This window comes from Marinobacter oulmenensis (assembly GCF_014201735.1).
GTDB lineage: Bacteria > Pseudomonadota > Gammaproteobacteria > Pseudomonadales > Oleiphilaceae > Marinobacter > Marinobacter oulmenensis.
Window position 1 is genome coordinate 583,284 of the sequence record NZ_JACHFE010000002.1, and the last position, 25,659, is coordinate 608,942.

The window sequence follows — 25,659 nt, forward strand, 5'->3', positions numbered from 1 at the left end:
CCGTCATCGCGGCTCCCCTCCGGCATCGACGACTCTGGCAGGATTACCCACCACAACCGACCCCGGGGGCACATCCCGGGTAACCACCGCTCCGGCGCCGACAACACAGCGGCTACCGATGTTGGCCATAACAATCGCGCCATTGCCAATCCAGCTGTTCTCCCCCACCGTCACCCGGGTAAAGACACCACCCTGCAGGCGAATGGGCGTATCGGAACCGTCAAAACGATGCTGGTTGCGACCACTGAGTATGTGAACCCCGCTACCCAACAGACAGTTTTTCTCGATGGTGCACAGACCGATATTGCACTGGGGACCGATGTAACAGCCACTGCCCAGTTCTGTGGGCTGCTGTGAAAACAGGGTGCCAAAACCGATATACAGATCCCGTGAGCAGGCCCCCATGGTGAAACGGTAAAAGGCAACCCGCAGATAGCTGCCGCTCAGGCCCGGCACCAGAGACAGCAATTGTGAAAAGCCGGCAAACAGCTGATCTGCTCGGCTGACCGGCCTCAACAGCCAGTAGATCACAATCAGCGGTGCCGCCAGCAGGGTCATAAACAGACGGAACAGAGACTTCAGGAACGAGTTCATACCCCGCTCCTCAGGTCTGCCGTTTCGAGAGCCCGGGCAAGGCCTTGCAGTCTGGACTCCCAACTGTAGTCCAGCCGGATAATTTCGGGGCCCCGATCAGCCATGCGCCGCCGGGTCTCCGGGCTGTCGAGGATCTGGGCAATACCGGCCAGGAGGCCGTGTTCGTCGTCCGCCACCACAATGTCCCTGCCAGGCGTTGCGCTGATGCCCTCAAGACCCAGCGAGGTGGTGACCACCGGCAACCCGCAGGCCAACGCCTGCAGTATTTTGTTCTGGACACCCCGGGCAAGCCGGAAAGGCGCCACGAAGATGTCCGCCCGGTGATACCAGGGCAGGATGTCGTCAACAAAGCCGGTGACAGTGACACCGGGTTTCCGTTCCAGTTGTCTCACCTCCGGCGCTGGCGCCATACCCGCAATCACGAATTCTGCATCAGGCCAGCGCGAGCGAATCGATTCCCAAAGGGCTTCCGCAAACCAGCACACCGCATCAACGTTGGGCTTGTAGTCCATCACGCCGGTGAACAGGAACACCGGGTGGCCCGGATCCTCCCGTTCTGGCCCGGGATAAAACACCTGGGTATCCAGGCCATTGCCCAGCACCGAGACTTTGCCGGTGTCAGCCAGAAGCGTCGAGAAAAGCGCGACCTCATTGTCCGAGATAAAGAAACACTCATCGAAAACGTCATAGCAACGCAACTCCAGCCGGCTCAAAAGCCGCGCTTCCCGGCCATATACCCAGGCCATGGGCTGACTGGAACGGGCCTGGTACTGGCGCCACTTATCAGAGTCCAGATCCATGAAATCCAGGATCAATCGCGGCCTATCGGATCGGTGCTTAGCATTGAGGGAGTCACTGTGCAGGACATAAAACGCCATGGCCGAACTGGTGCAGATTACGGCGTCAAACTGTTGCGAAGCCAGGGCCTCGTCGAAAGCCCGTTGCAAAGACCGACTGTAGAAGTGGGTCACCGACAGCGGCTGGCCCGAGAGCAATCCCCAGGCCATCCGGGGCCACTTCGGCCCAAGGGGGAACAGCCGGACATCAATACCCAGTTGCTGAATCAACTGGTCGCCATAATCATGATCCTCGTGCGTTTCAATAGGCGACAGAACAGATATGCGATGGCCCCGTTCCACCAGAAACCGGAGCTGATGGTAGGTGCGGATCTTTTCACCTTTGTTGGCCGGAAACGGAATCCGGTGTGACAGCAGAAGTATGTTCACGGCGCTAACCAGCAGTGTTTCAGACGGCGGGCGGTCTGCTCCGCACGGAGTTTCAGGCGTTGGCGCTGCAGTCCGGCCTGGACCAGCTCTCCTTTCTGCTGCCCCAACTGGGCCTTGTAGCGCTCGTCCCCCCCCATGAAATCGTAGTAATTGAAGCCACGCTCCAGGTAGTCGGCGACACAAAGGGCATGGCCCAGCAGACCGGGCTTGAGTCGGTTATCGTTTTCTGCCGGGAATCCGGCCAGATAGAAGTAGACCCGACGGCGGTACAGCAGGTTGTAGAACAGTGCGATCGTTCTCTCGCCGGCTTTTACCACGATCAGGTCCACTCCGGATTTCTCCCATTGAGTTTCAATCAGTTGCCGATGAAAGTTGGTGAACTGGGCATTGGCATAGCCGCTGCCAGCGCCACCGTCTCCCCAGCGACGAAGGTGCCAGGGGCCAATGGCGTCAAACAGCGCCAGGGCTTCAGCCACCGTATTCGGCCGCTCCAGATGCAGAGCCCCTGTCTCCTCATACAGTCTCCATGCACGGCGGATCTGATGTCGGGTGTTACCTGACAGGCTGGCAAGATAGCTGCTCCCTTCTTTCCGCAGGGCCTGAAGATCGATGCCATAGCAATGGGCCTGCCACCTGATATGTGACGTCAGACCGGTAAGACGGGACAGTTCATCAATGTATTCCCGGTCGCTGGCGCCTAGGACCAGTTCGTCCCAGCCCCGGTGATGTTGAAGAAGGTGATCGACGCAGGCCCGCGCGACCAGCGGTTCATATCCGCGTTCCGCCAAAAAGCCGTTGTACTCAATCCAGATCTGATCCTGATGGCGCAAACCCGTCTGATGCAGCTTCAGGCACCGGGATACCAATACCCCATGCCGTCGCTCGGCATCCGAGCACAGCAGGCCCATACCCACCAGGCTGCCCCGGTCCCATACCCTCAGCACCAGAACCTCCGGCCGGTAGACCCTTAGCCAGTTGCCAATCCAGTGCCATGACAGAAACACTTCTGGCTGAGCCTTTTCTTCCAGCCCAATCCAGTCACCCGCCAGCGTGTGGAAGTTATCCGTCACCCAGTTACTTTGTACGTCCAAGAGCTCGGTCTCATGCATTTGCTGGCCAACTCCCCGCCCTAGCCAATCCATGGGTTGAAGACTCCTCTCTATCCTTAAACCGGGCTGCGACAAATCAACCGCCCACATTCGTCAGTGAAAAGCCGTGGCTAAACATCAGTCGCAGCAAAAACTCTTCCTCATCATCTCCGGGAACACGGCTGCGAAGATACGACTGGGTGAAATCAACGCTGAAAGATGTATTCTCAGCCAGTTCCCGGGTCCAGCGGGTATTGATCCGGTGTACCTGTTCCTCGATTGTGCCGGCATCCTCACCAGCATCGCCCTGCCAGGTGTAGCCTATGGTCAGCGTCTGCAGTGAGGTAAGCTCCACTCCCAGATTGGCACTGGTCCGGTATTCATGGCGCCTGGTCTCCGACAACTGGGACTCCAGTACGGATCCCTCGATAACGAAACCGAGCGTACAGACATCACACAGCCGGGTGGTGTTGTGGGCGACAGAAAGGGAATCAGTCAGCACCAACTCGGTCAGACGCACGCTATCGGGCAAAAAGGACAGGAATTCCGGAACATCCAGGGAAAGATCAATCGTGCTGTCGGTCAGGCGGCGGTTGTACTCCACGATGGTCTGGGAGTCCGGAGTCATCCAGGAACGGGTGATAAACCCGGTGCCAGCCTCGTAGTCGGAGGCGGTTCCGTCGTTGTACTCCGTTTCCGCCTGACTGACACCAACGCCTATACCGAAACTGCCCGTTTCCAGAACGCGATTGTAGGACAGCTGCAGGGAATCAATCGTAGTGTCGGTATCCGACTCGTCCGAGATACTCCGGGAACCGACCAGACTCGCCGAAGAACGCTCACTCAGTCGCCTCGATAGTGTGGCGGAGCCCGTGTAGGAGCTATCTCCGCCCACATCCCCTTCACCGTAACTGCGCCCGGCCTGCCCGGAAATCCGAAGCTCGGTCAGCTCGCCCCGATAAACCCGCAACCCCGCTCCACCACTGAGGCTGTGGCGGGTATCATATTCGGAGGGGTTGGCCACAAACCCAGTGTCATTACGAACGGAATTCACTGTATGACCGAGGTTGAAATCAAAAGGGCTGGCCGGATCCCAGTGGTTGAATCGGGTGGCACCAACCAGGGAGCTGCTGTCAGACTGACCACCATTGGCCAGATCCCGCTCCATCTCCAGGGTGCCGCTGTACCGAAGATCGAGCGCGTTGGCACCGCTGCGCATGCCGCCGCCCACACTGCCAGAAACACCGATGCTGGGTTCTGTGGTGGAATTCGCACCGTTTGCTCCGTCCGCCCGACTGTGGGCAACGCCGGCAAACACGGAGGCAGAACCGGATATGGCCTGAATACTGTCATCAAGGCTCTGGGCGGATGCTCCTGCGCTGATCAGCCCAACCATGCCCAGGCCTGCCAGCCGACTCCAGACGAACTTCCCTGTGTGCACATTCATAGGATTATTCCTCAAAAATCAGACCCGCAAACTTGTCTGAATCCAGAGCTTCAATCGAATCCGCAACTTCGTCCCCGGTCACCTGCCCAAAAGGAATGCCAAACACAATCTGATCGGAAAAACGCTCCAGAATCCGGGCCTCGGTGCTGTCCCGGAAGGGCGGCGCGTTGATGACGATGCATCGATCGGGGTACTTTTCCTTGAGCTCCACCATCAACTGGCGCATCCGTACCGATGAGAACAGTTCCACCGCCGAGGAGACCTGGGTTCCCGCCGGAATCACCGTCAGTCTGGCCACGCCACTTGGGTAGAGGATGTCCTTGATGGGTATGGCAGGATCCGCCACAAAATCCGTGACCCCGCTGGCGATCGGAGTGGACACCAAATAGCCCAGAGCTCCGGAGTATGGGTCGCAATCCACCAACAAGGCGGAGGTGTGGGAGTCCATGGCAAACGCCGCTGCCAGATTGAATGCCGTCAGTACTGAACCGCCGTTCCGGCCCAGGCTACTAAGCATGATGGTAAAATTTGCCTCCCCCGCCCGGTTTCGTAACTGGATCCGAAGCTCCCGGTAGGCATCCATTACAGCCTTGTCGGGCATACCCGGGTAAATGATTTTCCGCTCACGCAGTTGCTCCCGGCTCCATGGAGCGGGATTACTGATCAGAGCGAGCGACAGTGAGGAATCGTATACCGTAGGCGGGTGCTCCCCAGCATCAACATCCAGCCTGACCCAGTTCGGCTCTTTCCTGCCGGAACCGGCGAAGGGCCGCTCCTTCCGGAAGTTGTCCTCCGGCCGGGCTTCACCCTCATGCTGACCTTTGCGGCGACGTTCTTCCTCGCTTTTCAGCAAGGCGTTATATAGCTTGTTATCGTCCATCAATTGCCCCCGCCGGCAAGCAGTTCCGTGGCCTGGATCACCAACTGTCGGGGATCAATGCCCAGAATGTTGAAGACAAGCACCGCCAGATAGCCCGCCATAAAGACCGCCAGCACCAACAATGGCACAAGCACCTCCCTGCGCAGTAGCCGGTCACGCCAGGTGCTGCGATACCTGGGAATCGAAGTCAGTACCGGGACGTTTTCCGGTAACGCCAGTTGCAATGCCCGCGGTGACCGAATGCGCTGATCGAACATGACCAGCATACCCAACAGGCCCAATACAGACGCGCTCCCCAGGAACGGGCCGGCAATACCAAACTGGTAGAGCTGCAGGCCGTCCCAACTGGTGGGATAGGTCGCCGGTTCCTGGATCCGGTAACTGATGCCCTCTCCCTGCACATCCAGGGTCATGGACAGACGGGCTTTTTCCCGGCGCTGCAGCATGTCTTCATAGACACCACGGGTAACGTCGTAGTCCCGGGTCAGTTCGGCCAGTTCGGCCTGATTCTCGGCCACTTTTTCGGATCGCTGGAAGGCGTCCTGAAGCAGGTTTTCCAGAGACGCCAGGCGTTTTTTCTGCACAGCAAGACGGGTTGTGCTCTCGGAAAGTTCAATTTTCAGATTCTCGTAGACGGGGTTTTCCATGACCTCGGTCACCGCCCCTTCCCGACTGCCCTCATCCGGACTGTCTGCCTGCGCTTCGAGATCGGCAATCTGCGACTTCACACTGACCACATCCGGGTGTTTTTCGTGGAAACGCAGAAGCAGACTGTCCAGTTCCTGTCGCAGTGACGCCAGACGACGCTCTGCAGATGATTTACCAGGGTCGACGGTGACCCGGCGCACCGGTTCCTCTTGCGCCAACTGGTTGCGGCGCAACTGGATTTCCGCCTCACTCTGCTGGATCTCGAGCTTCAGGTTTTCGATTTCCTGGCGCAGCGTTTCAATGCGTGTCAGAGCGCTGCGTTCGGTGCCTTCCTGATTGCCGGACTTGAATTCTTTCAGGCGCTGCTCGGCATCCTCCAGTTGGCGCTGATAGGCCTGAACCTGGGAATCAATGAATTCAAAGGCACCCTGGCTCTCGGAGCGTTTCTTGCGGACGGTCCGCTCAATAAAGCGGTTCAGTACGGCACTGAGTACCCGGAAGGATTCCTCTGCATCCGGGCTGGTATAGCGGAGTTCCAGGAAGCTGCCACTGGTGACACGCATCCGGATCTGCTGTCGCAGCCGGGCAATGGTTGCCGATTTGACGGCATCGCTGTCGACACCGGACATCAAACCGGTGTCCACTCCGATCTGTTCGAGAAAGGAGCGACTCTGCAACATCTCCCGGGCTTCATTAAGCCGCTCGATCTGGGTCACCTCAGCCTGCCCCGCCAGCAGTGGCTGGAGTATGCTCGACTGATCGGCATACAGAACCGCCTCGGAGGTATACTGTTTGGGCATGACATAGCCGAAGGCCAGCACGCCGGCGGTGACCAGCATGAACACAAGCAGGGCCACCGTTTTCTTGCTGTACAGCTCAAGCCGGATCGCCTTCAGGGTATCCAGCAGGTACTGAAGATCCATCAGAGCTCACCCCGAAACAGCGCCTTGCGCGGCACACTGATGACATCCCCCGGCTGAAGCGGGTGATTGGTCTGCATGTCGCCATCTTCCAGTACCGCCTCCAGGTCGAGAGAGAAGCTCTGGTACTTGCCATCAATCTGGCGATGCAGTACCGCCCTGTCCTCTGCGGCGAAATCGGTAACACCACCAGCAATCAGTACGACATCCAGCACGGTCATGCCCGGCTGGTAGGCCACCGACTGCGGCTGGGCAACCTGTCCGGTAATCCGGATACGGTTACGGAATTCCTTGCTGGCGGGACTGGTCACCATCACGGTGACTTCCGGTGTCCGGATGTATTCACTCAGTGCCGTACCGATCTCGGAAGCCAGGGCTTCCGGCTCCTTGCCTTCGGCTTTCACATCCCCCATCAGGGGCATGGAAATGAAACCGTCCGGACGGACAACAATCGACTGGCTGAGCTCCGGGTCCCGCCAGACATGAATCGAGATCGTGTCGCCCACCCCGATTTCATAAGGCTCCGGCTCCAGAGTCGATACCGGTGGCATATCCCCGGATGAGGGAAGCCCGGAGCATCCCGTTAACATCACCACCAAAGCGGCCAGTAGCGTTCCGAACACGTGTTTTGCTGTCATCATGACCATCCCTCCAGAATCCCTTTTATGATCATCAACGTACGCCCTTGCCCAGGAGGATGACCTCCACGGTCTGGATCATGATCAGCAGATCCATCATCAGGCTATGGTTTTTCGAGTAGTAAAGGTCATACTCGAGTTTGTGTCTGGCATCCTCTACCGACGCGCCGTAGGGGTATTTCAGTTGCGCCCACCCCATCAGGCCTGGTTTGACATAATGGCGGGTGTCATAGAACGGAATCTTTTCGGTGAGTTCTGAGACAAATTCCGGCCGCTCCGGGCGTGGCCCCACGATGCTCATTTCGCCCCTGATAACATTATAGATCTGCGGCAATTCATCGAGGCGGGTATTGCGTATGAATGCGCCAACGCGGGTAATGCGATCATCCTTACTGCTCGCCCACCGGGCCTTGCCATCCTTTTCAGCATCCAGTCTCATGCTCCGGATTTTATAGATCCGGAACTCCCGGCCCAGCATGCCCACCCGGTTCTGGCTATACAGCACCGGACGGCCGGTTTCCGCCCACACAGCAAGCGCCGTGAGAATCATGAAAGGACATGCCACCAACAGGATGAACAGGCTCAGTGTCAGATCCAGCAACCGCTTGGCAAAAGCACGGGTACGCGACGCCTTGAAACCATCGGAGAACACGATCCAGGACGGATGCACCATATCGAGCTTCACTTTCTTGAGCTCGCGCTCGTAGAAATCGATGCCGTTTGTCACTGCAATCCCGCGAAGCTTGCATTCCATGAGGTCCGGCACCGGCAGCCACCCGCCAGAAGCGCTGCGCCGCTCCTGTTGGGCAATCACGATTTCCGAAACCTCATTGCGAAGGCAGAAGCGGTAAAAGTCGCCGGGCGGCGGAATCAGCTGTTCGTCACCGACCGTTCGATTCGGACTGTCGGCAATGCAGCCAATGATCCGGATGCCCAGAGCCCGCATGTTGGTCTGGTATTCCTCAAGCAGCGAGGCCGCCAGATCACCGGCGCCAAAAATCACAACGCGCCGGACCACCTGCTCGGAATCCACCACTCTCTGGAACACGAGCCGGATCAGAAGGACAGACAAGGATGCCAGCACCACGGCCCAGAACAGACCGGTGCTGCCCGGATCCGCCGATGGAAAAAGAAAATACAGAATGGTCAGACCCAGCCCGCCGATAAAGCAGTAGGCAACCAGGGTGCGCAGGAACAGTGACAACGCGGTTTCCTGAACCATGGCCAGGTATCCGCCCATAGCCAGCGTTCCTGCACTCATCACCACCGCGAACATAAGCGCAGAGGCCAGATCCGGAGGCGTGGGCAGTTGTGCCAGCCCCAGTGGCGCCAGCAACAGGGCCAACAGCGAGAAAATGGCAAACAACACGCCAAACTCAACCAGCCCTAGCACCACGTACGGAAGATGGAGGTAATGCTTTCTGAACCGTATGTAAGACACGCTGAACTTCCTTGTCGACTCATTGACAATCAGCGATACGCAGCCCCGCCCCGAAGAAGTTCCTCAAAAGGAATCCAGAGCTTCAATGACAGGACCGCTACGCACCAAGCACTCAATAACCGATATTATTGTATCTTTTTGTAACTTTACTTTTCTATATTTTACAGTCAGTGTCTATTTTGTAGCAGGTAGTCATCGGATTTGTCCAGCAGCCACAAAAATTTCATCGGATTGCTGAAACACCGGAAAGGAGTACCGGAGATGCCAGGCGCGAAAACCAGTTCATCCCTGCACGCCATGACCATTGATGTGGAAGACTATTTCCATGTTGCCGCCCTCTCCAACGTGATACGACCCGAGCATTGGGAGTCACTACCTAGCCGGGTGGAACGCAATACCGAACGTCTTCTCGAACTTTTTAACGGGCATGGGGTCACCGCGACCTTCTTCGTCCTTGGCTGGGTTGCCGAACGTTATCCAGCCCTGGTGCGCAAGCTCTCTGATCACGGACATGAAATCGCCTCCCACGGTTACAGTCACCAGTTGATTTACAACCAGTCGCCGGAGACATTCCGGCAGGAAACGCTGAAAGCCAAAGCCCTGCTCGAAGACATCACGGGGCATAGCGTTCATGGCTACCGGGCGGCCAGCTATTCCATAACCCGTGATTCACTGTGGGCACTCGATATTCTGTGCGAAGCCGGCTTCACATGGGATTCAAGCATATTCCCCATTCGCCATGATCGGTACGGTATTCCGGACTCACCAAAGGCGCCCTACACCCTCAGTACACCGGGCGGCCATACCATCCGGGAATTTCCTTTGACCACTGCGCGTGTTCTGGGCCTGTCCGTTCCTGCGGCAGGCGGCGGTTACTTCCGACAGTTTCCCTACCCGGTTTTCCGTTACCTGTTTCGCAACGCATCCTGCCGGGGCAACCGGCCGGTGGTCTTCTACCTGCACCCATGGGAAATTGACCCGGATCAGCCCCGGTATCGGAACGCCAGTTGGCTATCGCGATTCCGCCACTACACCAACCTTGATCTCTGCCAGGCTCGCCTGGAACGACTACTGAAAGATTTCCGGTTTGGTTCCGTCACCGAAAGCTATAATGCCTATAAAGCGGAAGCGCCTCCGGCGCCCACGGACCCGGCGGTCCGGCTGGCCTGAACCGAGCGTTAAAGGAGCCACGATGTATCTTGAGTTCTTCGGCCTGCACAGGCACCCGTTCCGGATCACCCCTGAGGATGATTTTATTTACATGAGCCAGCAGCACTCCCGGGCTTATGTCTACATGTCCTCCGCGATCTGGAGCTCGGAGGGCTTCGTCGTCATCAGCGGGGAGATCGGGTCGGGCAAAACCACTCTGCTGAAAAAAACCATCAAGAGCCTTGAGGGCAACCTCAAGCTGCTGAACATCTCCTACACCAACCTCGAATCCCGGGACCTGTTTGGGCTGATCCTGCGCAAGGCCGGTCTGGAGGTCACCAACGAAAGCAAGGTGTCCATGCTGTTTCAGGTGACCGAGTATCTGGAGCATATGGCAGCGGCCGGAACACCGGTGGTACTGGCCATCGATGAAGCCCAGAATCTCAGCCGGGAAAACCTGGAGGATATCCGAATGCTGACCGGCATGGAGAGCATGGGGGGGCCTTCAATGCGCGTGATTTTGCTTGGCCAGCCGGAACTCAAGAAGGCAGTCTCGGCGATTCCCCAACTGGCCCAACGGGTCAAACTGTTCTTTCATCTCGAGGGGCTTAGTGCCGCAGAGACCGCCGAATACATCGATTATCGTCTACTGCTCGCTGGTCAGGGCGGCAACAAGCTGTTTGATGACGAAACCGTCCGTGAGATCCATCGTCTGAGCAAAGGTATACCACGCCTGATCAACAAGCTCTGCGACGGCATGATGATGTGCGCTTATTCCGAAGACCGCCCCTTTATCGATCCGGACGATCTCAAAACCATTCAGCACGATCTGCTGGTGGAAGACCCGGCACTGGCCGGACATGAAGCGGACACCGGTGGCGGTCGGCCCGAAACCGCCGGCATCAGTCCGTTCCGGAAGCCAAGCGATGGCGACGGCCAGCACGGGGGTCAGGATGCACTGACGCGGATCGCCCTGGCACTCGAGAGCATCGACTCGCGATTGGCCCAGATAGCTGGCCACGACAGGGAGACAGAAAACCAGCCCGACAAAACACCGAACAACGTCAAACCATTGTCACCCTCCCGGAAATGATCTAACAGGGCCGGGGATCATAGAAAAACGTTCCATCAGGTGGGTGGCAGCCCCAGGCTCCCCCCACAATACTTGCTTACATGGATTCATCTGACCAGGGAGAGTCGTCATGCTACGGCCTGTCTCGCTAACGCTTGGTTGCCTTGTGCTCACACTGGCCGTTGGTCAGGCCTGGGCACAGGAGAACTCCAACACCCTGCCCCCTTCTGAACTGTTGCCTGAAACCAGCGTCGACGGAGAGGTCTGGATTTACTACTGGGACGGCATTGATGGCGTGGCAGTAGACGACCTGCGCTCCGCTTCCGGATTTCCGGATTCGCCCGACGATCTCAACACCATTAACCAGCTCAGCCAATTGTCCAACCGGGGTGACAGTTATGGGGTTCTGATCCCGGGTTACCTGATACCGCCAGCAACCGGCCAGTACACCTTCTATGTGGCCGGCGATGATGAGACCGAACTCTGGCTCAGCACCTCAAATCAGCCCTCGGACAAGCGTCTGATTGCCTCGGTACCGGGCTGGACAGGATCTTCCGAATTCAACAAATACAGTGCCCAGCGATCAGTAAGCATCGATCTGGAAGCCGGTAATCGGTACTACTTTGAGCTCCTGTTCAAGGAAGCCGGCGGGGACGATCATTTTACTGCAGCCTGGGAGGGGCCGGGCTTTGGCCGCCAGGTCATCCCCGGATCCGCACTTGCCAGTTATGCCGCCGGTTCCGCCAGCGACGACCGCTCAGCCGAAGAAGCTTATCGTCTGGGCTATTCAGTGGGTTATCTGGATGGCTCGGAAAACCTCGCCTTTGTCCCCGGCTATCCTCCTACCGACAGTGACGGCGATGGCCTTTATGACAATTGGGAAGTTGTTCACGGCCTGAACCCGAATGACTCTTCCGACGCGGTATCCGATCCCGATGGCGACCTGCTTTCCGCAGCCGAGGAATTCCTGCTGGGTACCGCCGAAAACAACCCGGACAGCGACAGCGACGGCATTCCCGACGGGACCGAATTTGCCGTGGGGCTGGACCCACTGACTGCATCCGATGCCTCAGGGGATCTTGATGGAGACGGCGCCACCAACCTCGATGAGTACATTGCCGGTACCGACCTGTCAGACGAGACATCCACACCGGCCCCGGATCAGGCGCCGGACAGCGAATTGCCTCTCACCGCGGGCTTTGTTGGCCAGTACTTCAATGGCATTCGATTTGATGACTTCGTGCTGGCGCGAAGGGACTCCGCAGTACTATTCGATGCCGGAACCGGTGCAATGGTCGAGGAATTACCGGTCGACAACTTCAGTGTCCGCTGGGTTGGCCGCTTTACCGCGCCCCATTCCAGTGGCACCCGTGACTACAACTTCACTACCCGGACAGATGACGGCACCCGCCTCTATATCGATGGCCAGAGAGTGATATCGGCCTGGATTGACCAGGGGGCGACCCGGTACACCGCAACCACTGCACTTGAACCGGGGCAGACAGTGGATCTGGTCATGGAGTACTACGAGAAAGGCGGCGCGGCTGTGGCCCAGCTGTTTATTACAGACAGCAACGGGACGGATGTTCCACAGGCGGAGACCATTACTTCACCGGACCAGGCCTCCAGCAGCACAATCGACTCTGACAGTGATGGCATCCCGGATACCTGGGAATTGCGCTATGGCCTGAATCCCTACGCCGATGACGCCTCGGCGGTCAATAACACGTCTGATGTAACCAACCTGGAAGCTTACCAGAGTGCCATCAGTCCCTGGACACTGGAAACCGTGGGATCGCCCCCGAACTCGTCCACCGGTGGCGGAGCCAACACAAGCCCACCTCCCGCCAGCGGCTCGGCCACACTCACCTGGACGGCCCCGTCAACCCGTGAGGACGGCAGTGCGATTGCCCTGAGCGAGATTGACAGCTACGACATCCTCTACGGCACTTCACCGGATGCTCTGAATCAGACCGTCAGCATTGCCGGGGCAGAAACCAGTGCCGAAATCACCGGACTGGAATCCGGCACCTGGTACTTTGCCATCCGGGTGATCGATACCGAAGGGCTGGTCAGCGAGCCTTCCGATGTCATCAGTTACTCGGTGCCCTAGTGTCCGAAAGCTGGCCGGCCATAAGCCGGCCAGCACCTAGATGACAAACAGTTCCATGAAGTCAGGAACCGGCGTTGCCTCCAGGGCTTTCTGATCCCGGCAAAGGTCGAATATTCGGTCACCTTGCCCGGCCGGGAATCGTGTGGCCAGATTGGCCCGGAACTTATCTTCCAGCAACGGAATGCCCTCTTCCCGGCGACGACGATGACCGATGGGGTATTCCACCGCCACCTGATCCGTGCTGGAGCCATCCTTGAAAAATACCTGTACCGCGTTGGCGATGGAGCGCTTGTCCTCCTCCAGGTATTCGCGGGTATAGCGCTCATCCTCCACGATTTCCATGCAGTCCCGGAGGCGGTCGATTTCCGGATGGGCCTCGTGGAAACTGTCTTCGTAGTGTTCCGCCGTCAGATTGCCGAAAATCAGCGGCACCGCTGTCATGTATTGCAGGCAGTGGTCCCGGTCTGCCGGGTTGGCCAGCTTGCCTACCTTGGAAATGATCCGGATGGCGGATTCGTGGGTGGTGATCACGATTCTGTCGATATCATCCAGCCGGTCCTTCACCTGCGGATGCAGGGTCACTGCCGCTTCCGCTGCAGTCTGGGCATGGAATTCCGCCGGGAAGGAAATCTTGAACAGGATGTTTTCCATGACATAGCTGCCGAATGGCTGTGGCAGGGAAAACTGGCGTTTGTCTTCCGGCTTGAGCTGTTGATCCTTGTTGGTCTTGCTGAACAGCACGTCGTAAAAGCCCCACTGGGGCGCGCTCAGAACCCCCGGAATGCCCATTTCGCCGCGCATCGCCATATCCGCCAGGCGAACCCCGCGGCTACTGGCATCGCCGGCAGCCCAGGATTTCCGGGAACCGGCGTTAGGGGCATGACGATAGGTGCGCAGCGCCTGGCCATCTACCCAGGCGTGGGAAAGCGCCGACAGCATCTGTTCCCGGTCCGCCCCCATCAGTCTGGCGGCCACGGCGGTAGATGCCACTTTGACGAGTACGACGTGATCCAGCCCCACCCGGTTAAACGAGTTTTCCAGCGCCAGCACACCCTGGATTTCATGGGCCATGATCATCGCCTCGAGCACGTCCCGCATGGTCAGCGACGCCTGCCCTTTCGCCAGCCGCTGCTGGGACAGATGGTCGGCCACCGCCAGTATTGCCCCCAGGTTGTCCGAGGGGTGGCCCCACTCAGCCGCCAGCCAGGTATCGTTGTAATCCAGCCAGCGCACAATACAGCCGATGTCCCAGGCGGCTTTGACCGGATCCAGGCTGAACTGGGTTCCGGGAACCCTGGCACCAGACGGAACCACGGTTCCCGGCACCAGTGGGCCAAGGTGCTTGGTGCACTCAGGAAAACGCAGGGCCAGAAGGCCACAGCCCAGGGTGTCGATCAGGCAGTTCCGGGCGGTATCCCAGGCCTCATCACTGTCGATCCGGTAGCTGAGCACGTAATCTGCAATTGTCTGCAGAACGTCATCGTAATCGGGACGCTCGTTGACATCGAAAGTTGCTGACATCTTTTGCTCTCCTGCTCGTTTTCGTGAATGCCGGAACGCAACGCCCCCGGCCACCGACCTTTATCCGAAAGGATAGAGGATCCGTGGAGCGGGGGCGCCAGGTTCCAGAGTACCTTTGGCCGGCAGCGGGCTAGAAGGTATCGCCGGGCACCCTCACCTGACCTTCCATGATGATGCGGGCACTGCGGCTCATGATCGCCTTGGTGGCGCTCCACTGGCCATTGATTTCCTGAGCTTCGGCACCAACCCGAAGCGTCCCGGACGGATGACCGAAGGTGACATGCTTGCGGTCACCCCCACCCGCAGCCAGGTTCACCAGCGTGCCGGGAATGGCGCTGGCCGTCGCAATCGCCACGGCGGCGGTGCCCATCATGGCGTGGTGCAGTTTGCCCATGGACAGCGCCCGAACCAGTAGATTCACGTCATCACCCCGGATCTGTTTGCCGCTGGAAGCCTGATAGTCCTTAGGCTCTGCCACAAATGCGACTTTCGGCGTGTGCTGACGGCTGGCGGCCTCGGCGAGATCGGCAATCAGCCCCATTTTCAGCGCACCGTGCGCCCGGATGGTTTCAAACATCTCCAACGCTTTCGGGTCACTGTTGATGTCGTCCTGCAACTCGGTGCCGCGGTAGCCAATGTCTTCTGCGTTCAGGAAGATCGTGGGAATGCCGGCATTGATCATGGTTGCCTGGAGGGTGCCAAGGCCGGGTACGTCCAGATCGTCCACGACATTACCCGTCGGGAACATGGCCCCGTCGCCGTCGGCCGGGTCCATGAATTCCACCTGGATTTCCGCTGCCGGAAAGGTGACCCCATCCAGTTCGAAATCGCCGGTTTCCTGGACTTCGCCATCGGTCATGGGCACATGGGCCACAATGGTTTTCCGGATATTGGCCTGCCAGATACGCACGGTGCAGATGCCATTCTCCGGAATCCGTTCTTTCGGGACAAAGCCGCCATGAATGGCAAATGCGCCCACGGCCGCGGTCAGGTTGCCGCAATTACCGCTCCAGTCCACAAACGGCTTGTCGATGGACACCTGGCCAAACAGGTAATCCACATCGTGGTCCGGCTGGGTGGGCTCGGCCAGGATGACCGACTTGCTGGTGCTGGAGGTGGCGTTGCCCAGACCGTCAATCTGCTTCTGGTAAGGGTCCGGGCTGCCAATCACCCGCAGCAACAGCTTGTCACGAGCCTCACCGGGAACCTGACAGGCTTCCGGCAGGTCTTTCAGGCGAAAAAAAACGCCCTTGCTGGTGCCACCACGCATATAGGTAGCGGGTATCTTGATCTGTTTGGGAAAGCTCATGTGAAAGCCTCTTGTTAAAGCGTTTCCGGCCATCCATGGCCAGATACATTCTTACGCGGCGCCTTCGGCTTCAAGGAAGTCCTGGGCGAAACGCTGCAGCACACCGCCGGCGGAATAGATGTTCAGTTCCGCTTCGGTGTCCAGGCGACAGATCACCGGCACTTCCACGCTCTCGCCGTTCTGGCGATGAACTACCAGGGTCAGCTCGTCACCCGGGGCAATCTCACCCTTCACATCGAAGGTTTCGGTGCCGTCGATGTTGTAGGTTTTGCGAGTCTCGCCTTCCTTGAACTGCAGCGGCAATACGCCCATGCCCACCAGGTTGGTGCGGTGAATGCGCTCAAAGCCTTCGGCCACGATCACTTCCACACCCGCCAGGCGAACGCCCTTGGCGGCCCAGTCCCGGGACGAGCCCTGGCCGTAATCGGCGCCGGCGACAATGATCAGCGGCTGCTTGCGCTCCATGTAGGCCTCGATCACGTCCCACATGCGCTTCACTTCGCCTTCCGGCTCCAGGCGCGCCAGGGAGCCCTGGATGATCTCGCCGTTCTCATCCCGAACCATTTCGTTCAGTAGTTTCGGGTTGGCCAGAGTCGCACGCTGGGCGGTCAGGTGATCGCCACGGTGGGTTGCGTAGGAGTTAAAGTCTTCCTCCGGCAGGCCCATCTTGTGCAGGTATTCACCGGCAGCAGAGTCCATCATGATGGCGTTGGACGGCGACAGGTGGTCGGTGGTGATGTTGTCACCCAGTACCGCCAGCGGACGCATGCCGGTCATGGTGCGCTCGGCTGCCAAGGCACCTTCCCAGTAAGGCGGGCGACGGATGTAGGTGGACATCGGGCGCCAGTCGTACAGCGGGCTCTTGGCCTGCTCCACTTCGTCCAGGTTGAACATCGGGATGTAGACGGACTTGAACTGGTCCGGCTTCACGTACTCACCGACGATGCGGTCGATTTCCTCATCGGACGGCCAGATGTCCTTCAGGGTCACCGGGTTACCGTCCTTGTCATACGCCAGGGCATCCTGCTCGATATCGAAGCGGATGGTGCCGGCAATGGCGTAGGCCACGACCAGCGGCGGCGAGGCCAGGAACGCCTGCTTGGCGTACGGGTGAATCCGGCCATCGAAGTTACGGTTACCGGAAAGCACGGCCGTGGAGTACAGGTCACGGTCGATGATTTCCTGCTGGATTTTCGGGTCCAGCGCGCCGGACATACCATTACAGGTGGTGCAGGCGTACGCCACGATACCGAAGCCCAGTTTTTCCAGTTCCGGCAGCAGGCCGGCTTCTTCCAGGTAAAGACGGGCGACCTTGGACCCCGGAGCAAAGGAAGATTTCACCCACGGCTTGCGGATCAGGCCCAACTCGTTGGCTTTCTTGGCCAGCAGGCCGGCGGCCACTACGTTGCGAGGGTTGGAGGTGTTGGTGCAGGAGGTGATGGCGGCGATGATCACCGCGCCGTCCGGCATCAGACCTTTCTTCTCTTCTTCCAGCGCCTTGTCCAGGTTCACGGCAATGCCCTGGTCATGCAGTGCGGACGTCGCCACACGGCGATGCGGGTTGGACGGGCCAGCCACGTTACGAACCACGGTGGACAGGTCAAATTCCAGCACACGCTCGTACTCGGCACCGGTCATCTCGTCGGCCCACAGGCCGGTTTCTTTGGCGTATTTCTCAACCAGATCCACCTGTTCCGGCTCACGACCGGTGAGCTTCAGGTAGTCGGTGGTCTGTTCGTCGATGTAGAACATCGCGGCGGTGGCACCATACTCCGGCGTCATGTTGGAGATGGTGGCACGGTCACCGATAGTCAGACTGGAAGCACCCTCACCAAAGAACTCCAGATAGGCACCCACCACGCGCTCTTTACGCAGGAATTCGGTGATGGCCAGAACGATATCGGTGGCAGTAATACCCGGCTGGCGTTCACCGGTCAGCTTTACACCGACGATGTCCGGCAGGCGCATCATGGACGGCTGGCCCAGCATGACGGTTTCCGCTTCCAGGCCACCCACGCCCACGGCGATCACACCCAGGGCATCAATGTGCGGGGTGTGGCTGTCAGTACCCACACAGGTGTCCGGAAAGGCGATCTGGTGACCGTCATCATCCGCACGATGCTGGATGACCGGGGACATCTTTTCCAGGTTGATCTGGTGCATGATGCCGTTGCCGGCCGGGATCACATCCACGTTTTTAAACGCGGTCCGGGTCCAGTCAATAAAGTGGAACCGGTCTTCGTTACGACGGTCCTCGATGGCACGGTTCTGGTCGAACGCGTCTTCTTCAAAACCGGCATGCTCCACCGCCAGCGAGTGGTCGACAATCAACTGGGTGGGCACCACCGGGTTGACCTTGGCCGGGTCGCCGCCTTTCTCATAGATGGCGTCCCGCAGGCCGGCCAGATCGACCAGTGCGGTCTGCCCCAGAATGTCGTGGCAGACAACGCGGGCGGGATACCAGGGAAAATCCTTCTCGCGCTTGCGCTCGATAAGCTGCCGGAGCGATTCCGTCAGGGATGCCGCATCACAGCGGCGAACCAGTTGCTCGGCCAGGATCTTGGAGGTGTAAGGCAGTTTGTCGTAGGACCCGGGCTGGATCTCTTCCACCGCCTGGCGGGTATCGTAGTATTCCAGGCTGGTGCCCGGCAGGAGCTTTCTGTACTCGGTGTTCATGGTCTGGACTCTCTCGGAAAGCTGGGACCACGGAAGCCGGGCCACGCCCCTCGTTCAGGGCATGGCCAGCCGGCAGGTGACAATTCCGTGGCCGGAAAAGGCTTAGGGGCGCTCGTCGATCGGAACCCACTTGGCATCCGCCGGGCCGGTGTAGTCGGCACTCGGACGGATGATGCGGTTATTGGCCCGCTGTTCTTTGACGTGGGCGGTCCAGCCGGAGACGCGGGACATCACGAAGATGGGCGTGAACAGCTCTGTGGGAATGCCCATGAAGTGATAGGCCGAGGCGTGGAAGAAGTCCGCGTTGCAGAACAGCTTTTTCTCGCGCCACATGACTTCCTCGCAGCGCACGGATACCGGGTAAAGCACGGTATCGCCCACTTCCTGGGCCAGCTTCTCAGACCATTTCTTGATGATGGCATTGCGCGGATCGGAATCGCTGTAGATAGCATGGCCGAAGCCCATGATCTTGTCCTTGCGCTCCAGCATGCCCATCAGCCCTTCTTCGGCTTCATCCGGCGTCTTGAACTTCTGGATCAGCTCCATGGCGGCCTCGTTGGCACCACCATGCAGCGGGCCGCGCAGAGAGCCAATGGCGCCGGTCACACAACTGTGGATATCGGACAGGGTTGACGCACAGACCCGGGCAGTAAACGTGGAGGCATTGAACTCGTGTTCGGCGTACAGAATGAGGGAGACGTTCATCACCCGCTCATGCAGTTCACTCGGCTTCTTGCCGTGCAGCAGCTCCAGGAACACGCCACCGATGGAATCACTTTCAGTGGTCGTGGTATCCACACGGACACCGTCATGGGCAAAGCGGTACCAGTAGGTGATGATGGCCGGGAATACCGCCAGCATGCGGTCGATCTTGTCGTCCTGCTGGCTGAAATCTTCCTCGGTCTCCAGGTTGCCCAGCATGGAACAACCGGTACGCATCACGTCCATCGGGTGAGCGTTGGCGGGAATCTGTTCCAGCACCAGTTTCAGGGCATCCGGCAATGCACGCAGACTGACCAGTTTGGCCTTGTAGTCATCCAGCTCCTTGCGGTTGGGCAGTTTGCCCCGCAGCAGCAGATAGGCGATCTCTTCGAACTGGGCGTTTTCCGCCAGATCCTTGATGTCGTAACCGCGGTAGGTCAGGCCGGCACCGGACTTGCCAACAGTACACAGCGCGGTTTCACCAGCAACCTGGCCGCGCAGGCCGGCACCACCGAGTTTCTTACCTTCAGCCATGATGATCTCCCTCGTTATCAATTCTTGCTATTGTGATCAGTCTTTTTTCTGGGCGAAGAGCTCGTCCAGCTTCTGCTCAAAGTCGTGGTAGTTCAGGAAATCGTACAGTTCCATACGGGTCTGCATCATGTCCACCACGTCCTTCTGGTCGCCTTTCTCCAGAATGCTCTCATAAACCGTCAGGGCCGCCCTGTTCATGGCGCGGAAGGCACTCAGCGGGTACAGCACCATGGAAGCACCGGCTTCAGCCAGTTCCTTCTTGTTGTACAGTGGCGTCGCACCAAACTCGGTAATGTTGGCCAGCAGTGGCGCATCAATCGCGTCGGCAAACGCCTTGTAATCGGACAGCTCGTGGACCGCTTCGGCAAAAATACCGTCGGCGCCGGCGTCAATGCAGGCCCTGGCACGGTCAATAGCCGCTTCCAGCCCTTCCTTCTGGAAGGCATCTGTGCGGGCCATGATGAAGAAATCGTCGTCTTCACGGGCATCCGCAGCCGCCTTGATGCGATCAACCATTTCCTCCTTGGACACGATCTCCTTGTTCGGGCGATGACCACAACGCTTCTGGGCCACCTGATCCTCAATGTGCACGGCCGCCGCCCCGGCACGTTCCATCTCACGGATGGTACGGGCAATGTTGAACGCCCCGCCCCAGCCGGTGTCGATGTCCACCAGCAGCGGTACATCAGTTGCTGCGGTAATACGACGCACATCCTCGACTACGTCGTTCATGGTGGTCATACCCAGATCCGGCAGACCGTAGGACGCATTGGCAACGCCACCACCGGACAGGTAAATGGCCTGGTGCCCGACCTTTTCAGCCATCATGGCCGCATAGGCATTGATGGTGCCCACGATCTGCAGGGGTTGATTCTCTTTCAGAGCCCGGCGAAAGCGAGCCCCCGGAGTCAGTTTGTTAGCCATGGAAATTACCTCCCGGTTCAAATGGTTAGAACGCCTTCCTGAATCTTTTCCTCGATGTTCTGTCGAGCGGCGTTGATGTGTCTTTTCATCAGAAACTCGGCCAACTCCCCATCCCGCTGGGCGATGGCCTCTACAATATGACGATGTTCACCGAGTGCCCGGTGGGGGCGCCCGGCAGAGGTGCTTAATCGATACCGATACATCCGCACCATGTAATACAGATCGCCCAGCAGCATCTGGGCAAGCTTGGCATTGCGACTGCCCGTAGCGATCCGGTGATGGAAATCGTAATCCCCTTCAGCCTGGTAGTAGGCCTGACCCTGGGCTTCATCAATCATCTTCTCGTGACTGTCGAGGGTGGCCTGCAGATCCCGGATTTCCTGGTCAGTCATGCGCTCTGCCGCCTGCCGGGCTGCCAGTCCTTCCATGACCTCCCGGATGCGGTAGAGCTCCATCAACTCTTCGGCACTGACCGACACCACCTTGACGCCGGCGTGAGGCCGACGCACCAGAAGACCTCGGGATTCCAGACGCCCAAGGGCTTCACGCAGCGGCCCCCGGGTCAGGTTGAAGCGGGAGCAGAGTTCCAGCTCACCAATTTTTTCGCCAGGCGCCAGCTCACCGGTAATGATGGCCGTCTGCAGACAATCAAACGCTTCATCGGCGCGAGTGTGGCTTAAAGGTTGGGTAGCAGACATGTTTTGTTACCAAAATCAGGGTGATTTCTGGCAAATCTACGTCTGCAGCTCGATATTGTCAACAATACTTAAGGCTAGGCCTGTTTCTTGTTAACAGAAGGCGGGAATCAGGTGGACTGCGCTTCGGTTTGTTTACAACCGTCAATTTGCTGTCCCCAATAACTGTTTATCGGACTCTTCCATGCCCCGACATGCAGCTCTTCCAGCGACAGGCGATCCCGCATCAGAAGGCTAAGCTGCCCTCTACTGAGAGCTCCAGGGCCATCTGCCAGACATTGGGCAACAGTCGATTCCAGTGAATGGCGCCGCCGCCCCCTTCTAAGGTCCCGGGCGAGCCCCTGATGTATGCGATTAAGACGGGGATCAAGCACTGCCTGCTCAAAAGCCCGGCTTCCCCTCGCCAAACCGGATTCCTGGTTTTTCTGTTTCCGGAAATTCTGCGCATTCCACAAAACAGGTAGCGGTGTCGCTGTTTCTTCGGGTATCGCAAGAAGCCCAAGAGACATCAAACCACGACCCGGCCCCACTCTGCTCAGACAGACATCGGTAGGCGCAGCAAGAACCAGAGGAATCGAGACAGGTAAAGACCAGAGGAAGAACACCGGATCAAGACTCCAGGCGAACGAGGACCACAGGCTACCGACCACCATCCCCGGAAGGTGAGTCGCAAAGGCACCACGCCAGGAAATATCATCCGTTCGGTTTTGGCCGGCCCAGCTCAGCGAAAAGTTCAGCAGGGCACCCACCACGTAACGGCTGTGTGCCCACATCCGGACGGGCGCAAGCAGGACTGAAATCACGATTTCAATCAATACGCTGGCGAGCAGCTTGGCAACACCTCCATATTGGCGTGTGTTGCGGTGAATGGCGGCATCAGCGACGGCCAGGAACTTGGGGAAGAACAGCAATACCAATGTGCTCAATGTCAGCCCCAACGCCCAGCCCGGTCGCCATTCCGGCCAAAGCGGAAACAGGCTTTGATGCCCCTCGGGAAAATACTCGATCGGCGCCAGGGTCAGCTTCGCCGCAGCAATGGTTGTGAGAATCAGGAAACACAGCCAGAGGACAGAGGCAAGATAAGCCATAATGCCGTTCATGAAGGCCATCCTGTGAGCAAACTTCAGCCCGGGCATAAAGAGCATTATCCAGAGATGCTGAAGATTGCCCTTGGACCATCGGTTATCCCGAGCCAATTCATCTGCCAGCGTGGGAGGTGACTCTTCAAAGCTCTGGCCCAGCTCCGGTTCGAGCCATACCTCGTAGCCAGCCCGCCCCATAAAAGCCGCTTCAACAAAGTCGTGGCTCATAATGGAGCCACCGAACAGGCCCACACCCCGCAGCTTTGGCAAACCACAGTGTTTCATGAACGGAGCAACACGAAGAATCGCATTATGCCCCCAAAAGGCGGCTTCCCCCATTTGTACTGCCGCCAGGCCTGTGGCGAACAGGGTTGAATAGAAGCGATTGGCAAATTGCTGGATGCGGGCAAAAAGCGACTGGCCATTTATGATGGTAGGGTTGGTTTGCAGAATACCGACGTTTGGCTCGCGCTCCATCAGGCGCACCATGCGGACGATGGTCTGGCCACTAAGCAGGCTATCCGCATCCAATACCACCATGTACTTACTCCGCCGCCCCCACCGGCGCAGATAATCAGCCACATTGCCGCTTTTGTAATTCAGGTTGACCGTTCGCCGGCGATAGAAAAGGCGCCCCTGGGCACCAAGCTCTTCGACAAGCCGATGCCAGCAGGCCTGTTCTTCCAGCCAGACATCCGGGTCGCGACTGTCTGACAGGATATAAAACTCGAAGTGCTCGATGTTGCCCGTCTGCTCAATATCCCGATAAACCGCTTTCAACCCACTGAGCGTCCAGCCGACCGGCTCATGGTATATCGGTAGAATGACCGCGGTCCTGGCCAGTGGCGTAGCCTCCAGCTCATCGTCTTGGTGGCGGCGTAACAGGCTGTATCGGTCCCCACCGAACAACCTGATCATGAAGCCAAATACTGCAGTCCAGAATCCCACCGCAATCCAGGCATAAAGAATGCCGAAAAGTCCCGCGATACCCACCTCAAGCAGGGTTCCCCCGTGGTAGGGCAGAATCCAGAGCAGGTAGTACACGGCAACAACCGTCTGGGAGAGGACAAACATCGCCAGTAGCAGACGCCTGAAAATCGCGACTCGACGCCATTTCGGAGGGCGGGCTTCCAACGAGCCCGGTTCCTTTACCCTATTCATACCCGATACTTCCGCGCCTCAGGGGTGGAGTGCATTCCGGAATGTCAATGCGGCCACAGGAGTGTTGGGCCAGGACCCGGTCCATCAGTAACGAAAGAAACGCATCGTTGTCATTCAACCCGCCGTCCTCAAACTCAATCAAAACGGTATCAACAAGTGCCAGCACCTCCCGATAATGGGAGGGGGAAAGCTCCCCCTCCCCTTCATTCAGGTATCTGAAGACTCTTAAAACAGACTGCTCAAATACCGAATACTCCACGCCCTCCCCCTGCACCATCACTCGGGATCAACCAGACTTTTTGTGGAGCCCTCCACAAGATACGTCCAGGTTTCGGTGAGCGGAGTCCCATCAAGGGCGAGGTACCCTCTTATCACCGGTGCGGTATCCGGCGCGGGCTTGGCCAGTATCGAGAGTCTCCAGACATTCTCTGGTTCAACGTATTCCACAAAATGTTCGATAACTTCCAGGCCATCGGAGCCATCCACATGACTGACAATCGCGGCTTCGGAATCAAGATCCTCAAGCGTCTTGCCCGCGAAATCGACCACAAACCTCAGGGCTCCTTCCTCCGTTCCCCCTCCTGTCCGGTTGCCATGACCGACAAAGGTTTTGACAGCACGCCCGGATGGATGGGAAGTGATGGAAGGGTCGCCAAACGTCAATGAATACTCAAAATGAACCTCTTCACCCGCCGATACCGCCTCATCCGGTGTCCAAAACGCGACAACATTGTCATTTGTTTCAGAGCCGGACGGAATCTCCACTAAAACGACACTGCCTTTGCCCCAATCCGCTTTCGGTTCAACCCAGGCACTGGGACGCCGCTCGTAACGCGCTTCCAGATCTTCGAACTGGCCAAACTCGCGATCCCTTTGGATCAACCCGAAGCCGTTCAACTGTTCCACCTCGTGAAAGCTCAAGCTAAGTGCCGATGGGTTCACCAGCGGGCGCCACAACCACTCGCCGCTACGGCCTTCATGAATCAACAGGCCATCGGAATCATGGACTTGTGGACGCCATTCGCCCCTGGGCCTGGCTGTGTTCTCGCCGTAATAAAACATTGAGGTAAGAGGTGCCAACCCCACCTGCTCAATATCCTGGCGAAAGAACAGGCGGGCCGTAATATCCATGCGGGTTTGCTCGCCCGGATGAATCACAAACTTGTAGGCGCCGGAGACACTTGGGCCATCGAGCAGCCCATACAGCACCATTGATTCGCTGTCAGCAGCCGGACGCTCCAACCAGAACTCGGTGAAAGCGGGAAACTCTTCGCCTGACGCAAGCCCGGTATCCACGGCAATACCTCGTGCAGAAAGGCCAAAGCCCTCTCCGGCCCCAACCCCGCGGAAATAACTCGCTCCCCCGAACACCAGAAACTGGTTCTGAACACCCTCACCCTCCAATGGATAAGTGAGCTTGAATCCGGCATACCCCAGATCAGCCGGTATCCGCTTTGCAATTTCGGGGCTGGGGTATTCGAAATCCGATTTATCGAATGGAACAGAGTGAACACCTTCCTGGTCGAGGACATTCAGATTAACCCGGTGGGTGTAATAGCGCCCCTGCGGCATCATCATCACCTGATACCGTGACTTACCCTGCCGCCAAAGACTGGCCTGAGGCTTGAATCGAATCGCCTGAAATTCCGGGTATTCAAGCGATTGCAGAAATTCCGGCGCCTGAGGGGGAGCTTCGTACTCTTTATCGGAAAGCGCCTGCGCCCGCTCAACAACGTTTTCAAACCCAAACGCCTGAGCATGGCCAGCCAACGCTATAAGATAAACTGCCGGCAGGATCGTTGTGGCGGCAAAACGGACAGACTTTTTCATGTGAACTCC

Annotated in this window: 19 protein-coding genes; 3 read left to right on the forward strand and 16 right to left on the reverse strand. The window is 58.2% G+C overall.

Going from position 1 to position 25,659, the window contains the following annotated elements:
- Nucleotides 1-3: 3 nt before the first annotated feature.
- The 8 genes from HNR38_RS17490 to HNR38_RS05945 all read right to left on the reverse strand — a co-directional run bounded on the left by HNR38_RS17490 (nucleotide 4) and on the right by HNR38_RS05945 (nucleotide 8,882).
- Nucleotides 4-594 (reverse strand): acyltransferase, encoded by a 591-nt coding sequence (locus HNR38_RS17490; RefSeq protein WP_183700725.1) that lies wholly within the window; start codon nucleotides 592-594, stop codon nucleotides 4-6.
- Nucleotides 591-1,820: a TIGR03087 family PEP-CTERM/XrtA system glycosyltransferase gene (locus HNR38_RS05915; RefSeq protein ID WP_183700727.1), complete on the reverse strand. Its 1,230-nt coding sequence runs from the start codon at nucleotides 1,818-1,820 to the stop codon at nucleotides 591-593. Before HNR38_RS05915 ends, HNR38_RS17490 begins: the two co-directional genes overlap by 4 nt.
- The gene (locus HNR38_RS05920) at nucleotides 1,817-2,929 is read right to left on the reverse strand and encodes a GNAT family N-acetyltransferase (protein ID WP_183700729.1); all 1,113 of its coding nucleotides are present in this window, start codon (nucleotides 2,927-2,929) and stop codon (nucleotides 1,817-1,819) included. The genes HNR38_RS05915 and HNR38_RS05920 overlap by 4 nt, the downstream gene beginning before the upstream one ends.
- A 76-nt stretch (nucleotides 2,930-3,005) precedes the next feature.
- Nucleotides 3,006-4,355, reverse strand: a complete 1,350-nt coding sequence (locus tag HNR38_RS05925) for a hypothetical protein (RefSeq protein WP_183700731.1) — start codon at nucleotides 4,353-4,355, stop codon at nucleotides 3,006-3,008.
- Between the two features lie 4 nt (nucleotides 4,356-4,359).
- The gene (locus HNR38_RS05930; RefSeq protein WP_183700733.1) at nucleotides 4,360-5,235 is read right to left on the reverse strand and encodes a P-loop NTPase family protein; all 876 of its coding nucleotides are present in this window, start codon (nucleotides 5,233-5,235) and stop codon (nucleotides 4,360-4,362) included.
- Complete coding sequence (locus HNR38_RS05935; RefSeq protein WP_183700734.1) at nucleotides 5,235-6,806, reverse strand: XrtA system polysaccharide chain length determinant; 1,572 nt, start codon at nucleotides 6,804-6,806, stop codon at nucleotides 5,235-5,237. The genes HNR38_RS05930 and HNR38_RS05935 overlap by 1 nt, the downstream gene beginning before the upstream one ends.
- Complete coding sequence (locus tag HNR38_RS05940) at nucleotides 6,806-7,444, reverse strand: XrtA/PEP-CTERM system exopolysaccharide export protein (protein WP_246362405.1); 639 nt, start codon at nucleotides 7,442-7,444, stop codon at nucleotides 6,806-6,808. Before HNR38_RS05940 ends, HNR38_RS05935 begins: the two co-directional genes overlap by 1 nt.
- A gap of 31 nt (nucleotides 7,445-7,475) precedes the next feature.
- The gene (locus HNR38_RS05945; RefSeq protein ID WP_183700735.1) at nucleotides 7,476-8,882 is read right to left on the reverse strand and encodes a TIGR03013 family XrtA/PEP-CTERM system glycosyltransferase; all 1,407 of its coding nucleotides are present in this window, start codon (nucleotides 8,880-8,882) and stop codon (nucleotides 7,476-7,478) included.
- A gap of 261 nt (nucleotides 8,883-9,143) precedes the next feature.
- Here HNR38_RS05945 and HNR38_RS05950 point away from each other — a divergent pair, with 261 nt between their 5' ends.
- The 3 genes from HNR38_RS05950 (at nucleotide 9,144) to HNR38_RS05960 (ending at nucleotide 13,216) form a co-directional block, all read left to right on the forward strand.
- Complete coding sequence (locus HNR38_RS05950) at nucleotides 9,144-10,052, forward strand: XrtA system polysaccharide deacetylase (protein WP_246362408.1); 909 nt, start codon at nucleotides 9,144-9,146, stop codon at nucleotides 10,050-10,052.
- Between the two features lie 22 nt (nucleotides 10,053-10,074).
- Nucleotides 10,075-11,124: an ExeA family protein gene (locus HNR38_RS05955; RefSeq protein WP_183700736.1), complete on the forward strand. Its 1,050-nt coding sequence runs from the start codon at nucleotides 10,075-10,077 to the stop codon at nucleotides 11,122-11,124.
- Between the two features lie 109 nt (nucleotides 11,125-11,233).
- Nucleotides 11,234-13,216: a PA14 domain-containing protein gene (locus tag HNR38_RS05960; RefSeq protein ID WP_183700737.1), complete on the forward strand. Its 1,983-nt coding sequence runs from the start codon at nucleotides 11,234-11,236 to the stop codon at nucleotides 13,214-13,216.
- 36 nt (nucleotides 13,217-13,252) lie between these two features.
- On the opposite strand, the gene prpD is transcribed toward HNR38_RS05960, so the two are convergent.
- The 8 genes from prpD to HNR38_RS06000 all read right to left on the reverse strand — a co-directional run bounded on the left by prpD (nucleotide 13,253) and on the right by HNR38_RS06000 (nucleotide 25,650).
- Nucleotides 13,253-14,737, reverse strand: coding sequence for a 2-methylcitrate dehydratase (prpD, locus tag HNR38_RS05965; RefSeq protein ID WP_183700738.1), 1,485 nt, complete (start codon nucleotides 14,735-14,737; stop codon nucleotides 13,253-13,255).
- A 130-nt stretch (nucleotides 14,738-14,867) separates the two neighbouring features.
- The gene (prpF, locus tag HNR38_RS05970; RefSeq protein ID WP_183700740.1) at nucleotides 14,868-16,046 is read right to left on the reverse strand and encodes a 2-methylaconitate cis-trans isomerase PrpF; all 1,179 of its coding nucleotides are present in this window, start codon (nucleotides 16,044-16,046) and stop codon (nucleotides 14,868-14,870) included.
- Between the two features lie 51 nt (nucleotides 16,047-16,097).
- Nucleotides 16,098-18,722, reverse strand: coding sequence for a Fe/S-dependent 2-methylisocitrate dehydratase AcnD (gene acnD, locus HNR38_RS05975; RefSeq protein ID WP_183700742.1), 2,625 nt, complete (start codon nucleotides 18,720-18,722; stop codon nucleotides 16,098-16,100).
- A 102-nt stretch (nucleotides 18,723-18,824) separates the two neighbouring features.
- Nucleotides 18,825-19,958, reverse strand: a complete 1,134-nt coding sequence (gene prpC, locus HNR38_RS05980; RefSeq protein WP_183700744.1) for a bifunctional 2-methylcitrate synthase/citrate synthase — start codon at nucleotides 19,956-19,958, stop codon at nucleotides 18,825-18,827.
- 36 nt (nucleotides 19,959-19,994) lie between these two features.
- The gene (gene prpB, locus HNR38_RS05985) at nucleotides 19,995-20,882 is read right to left on the reverse strand and encodes a methylisocitrate lyase (protein ID WP_183700746.1); all 888 of its coding nucleotides are present in this window, start codon (nucleotides 20,880-20,882) and stop codon (nucleotides 19,995-19,997) included.
- A 17-nt stretch (nucleotides 20,883-20,899) separates the two neighbouring features.
- Complete coding sequence (locus HNR38_RS05990; protein ID WP_183700747.1) at nucleotides 20,900-21,580, reverse strand: GntR family transcriptional regulator; 681 nt, start codon at nucleotides 21,578-21,580, stop codon at nucleotides 20,900-20,902.
- Nucleotides 21,581-21,687: 107 nt separating this feature from the next.
- Nucleotides 21,688-23,793: a glucans biosynthesis glucosyltransferase MdoH gene (gene mdoH, locus HNR38_RS05995; protein WP_246362412.1), complete on the reverse strand. Its 2,106-nt coding sequence runs from the start codon at nucleotides 23,791-23,793 to the stop codon at nucleotides 21,688-21,690.
- A 303-nt stretch (nucleotides 23,794-24,096) separates the two neighbouring features.
- On the reverse strand, nucleotides 24,097-25,650 hold the full coding sequence (locus tag HNR38_RS06000) for an OpgD/OpgG family glucan biosynthesis protein (protein ID WP_183700751.1): 1,554 nt from the start codon (nucleotides 25,648-25,650) through the stop codon (nucleotides 24,097-24,099).
- Nucleotides 25,651-25,659: the final 9 nt, after the last annotated feature.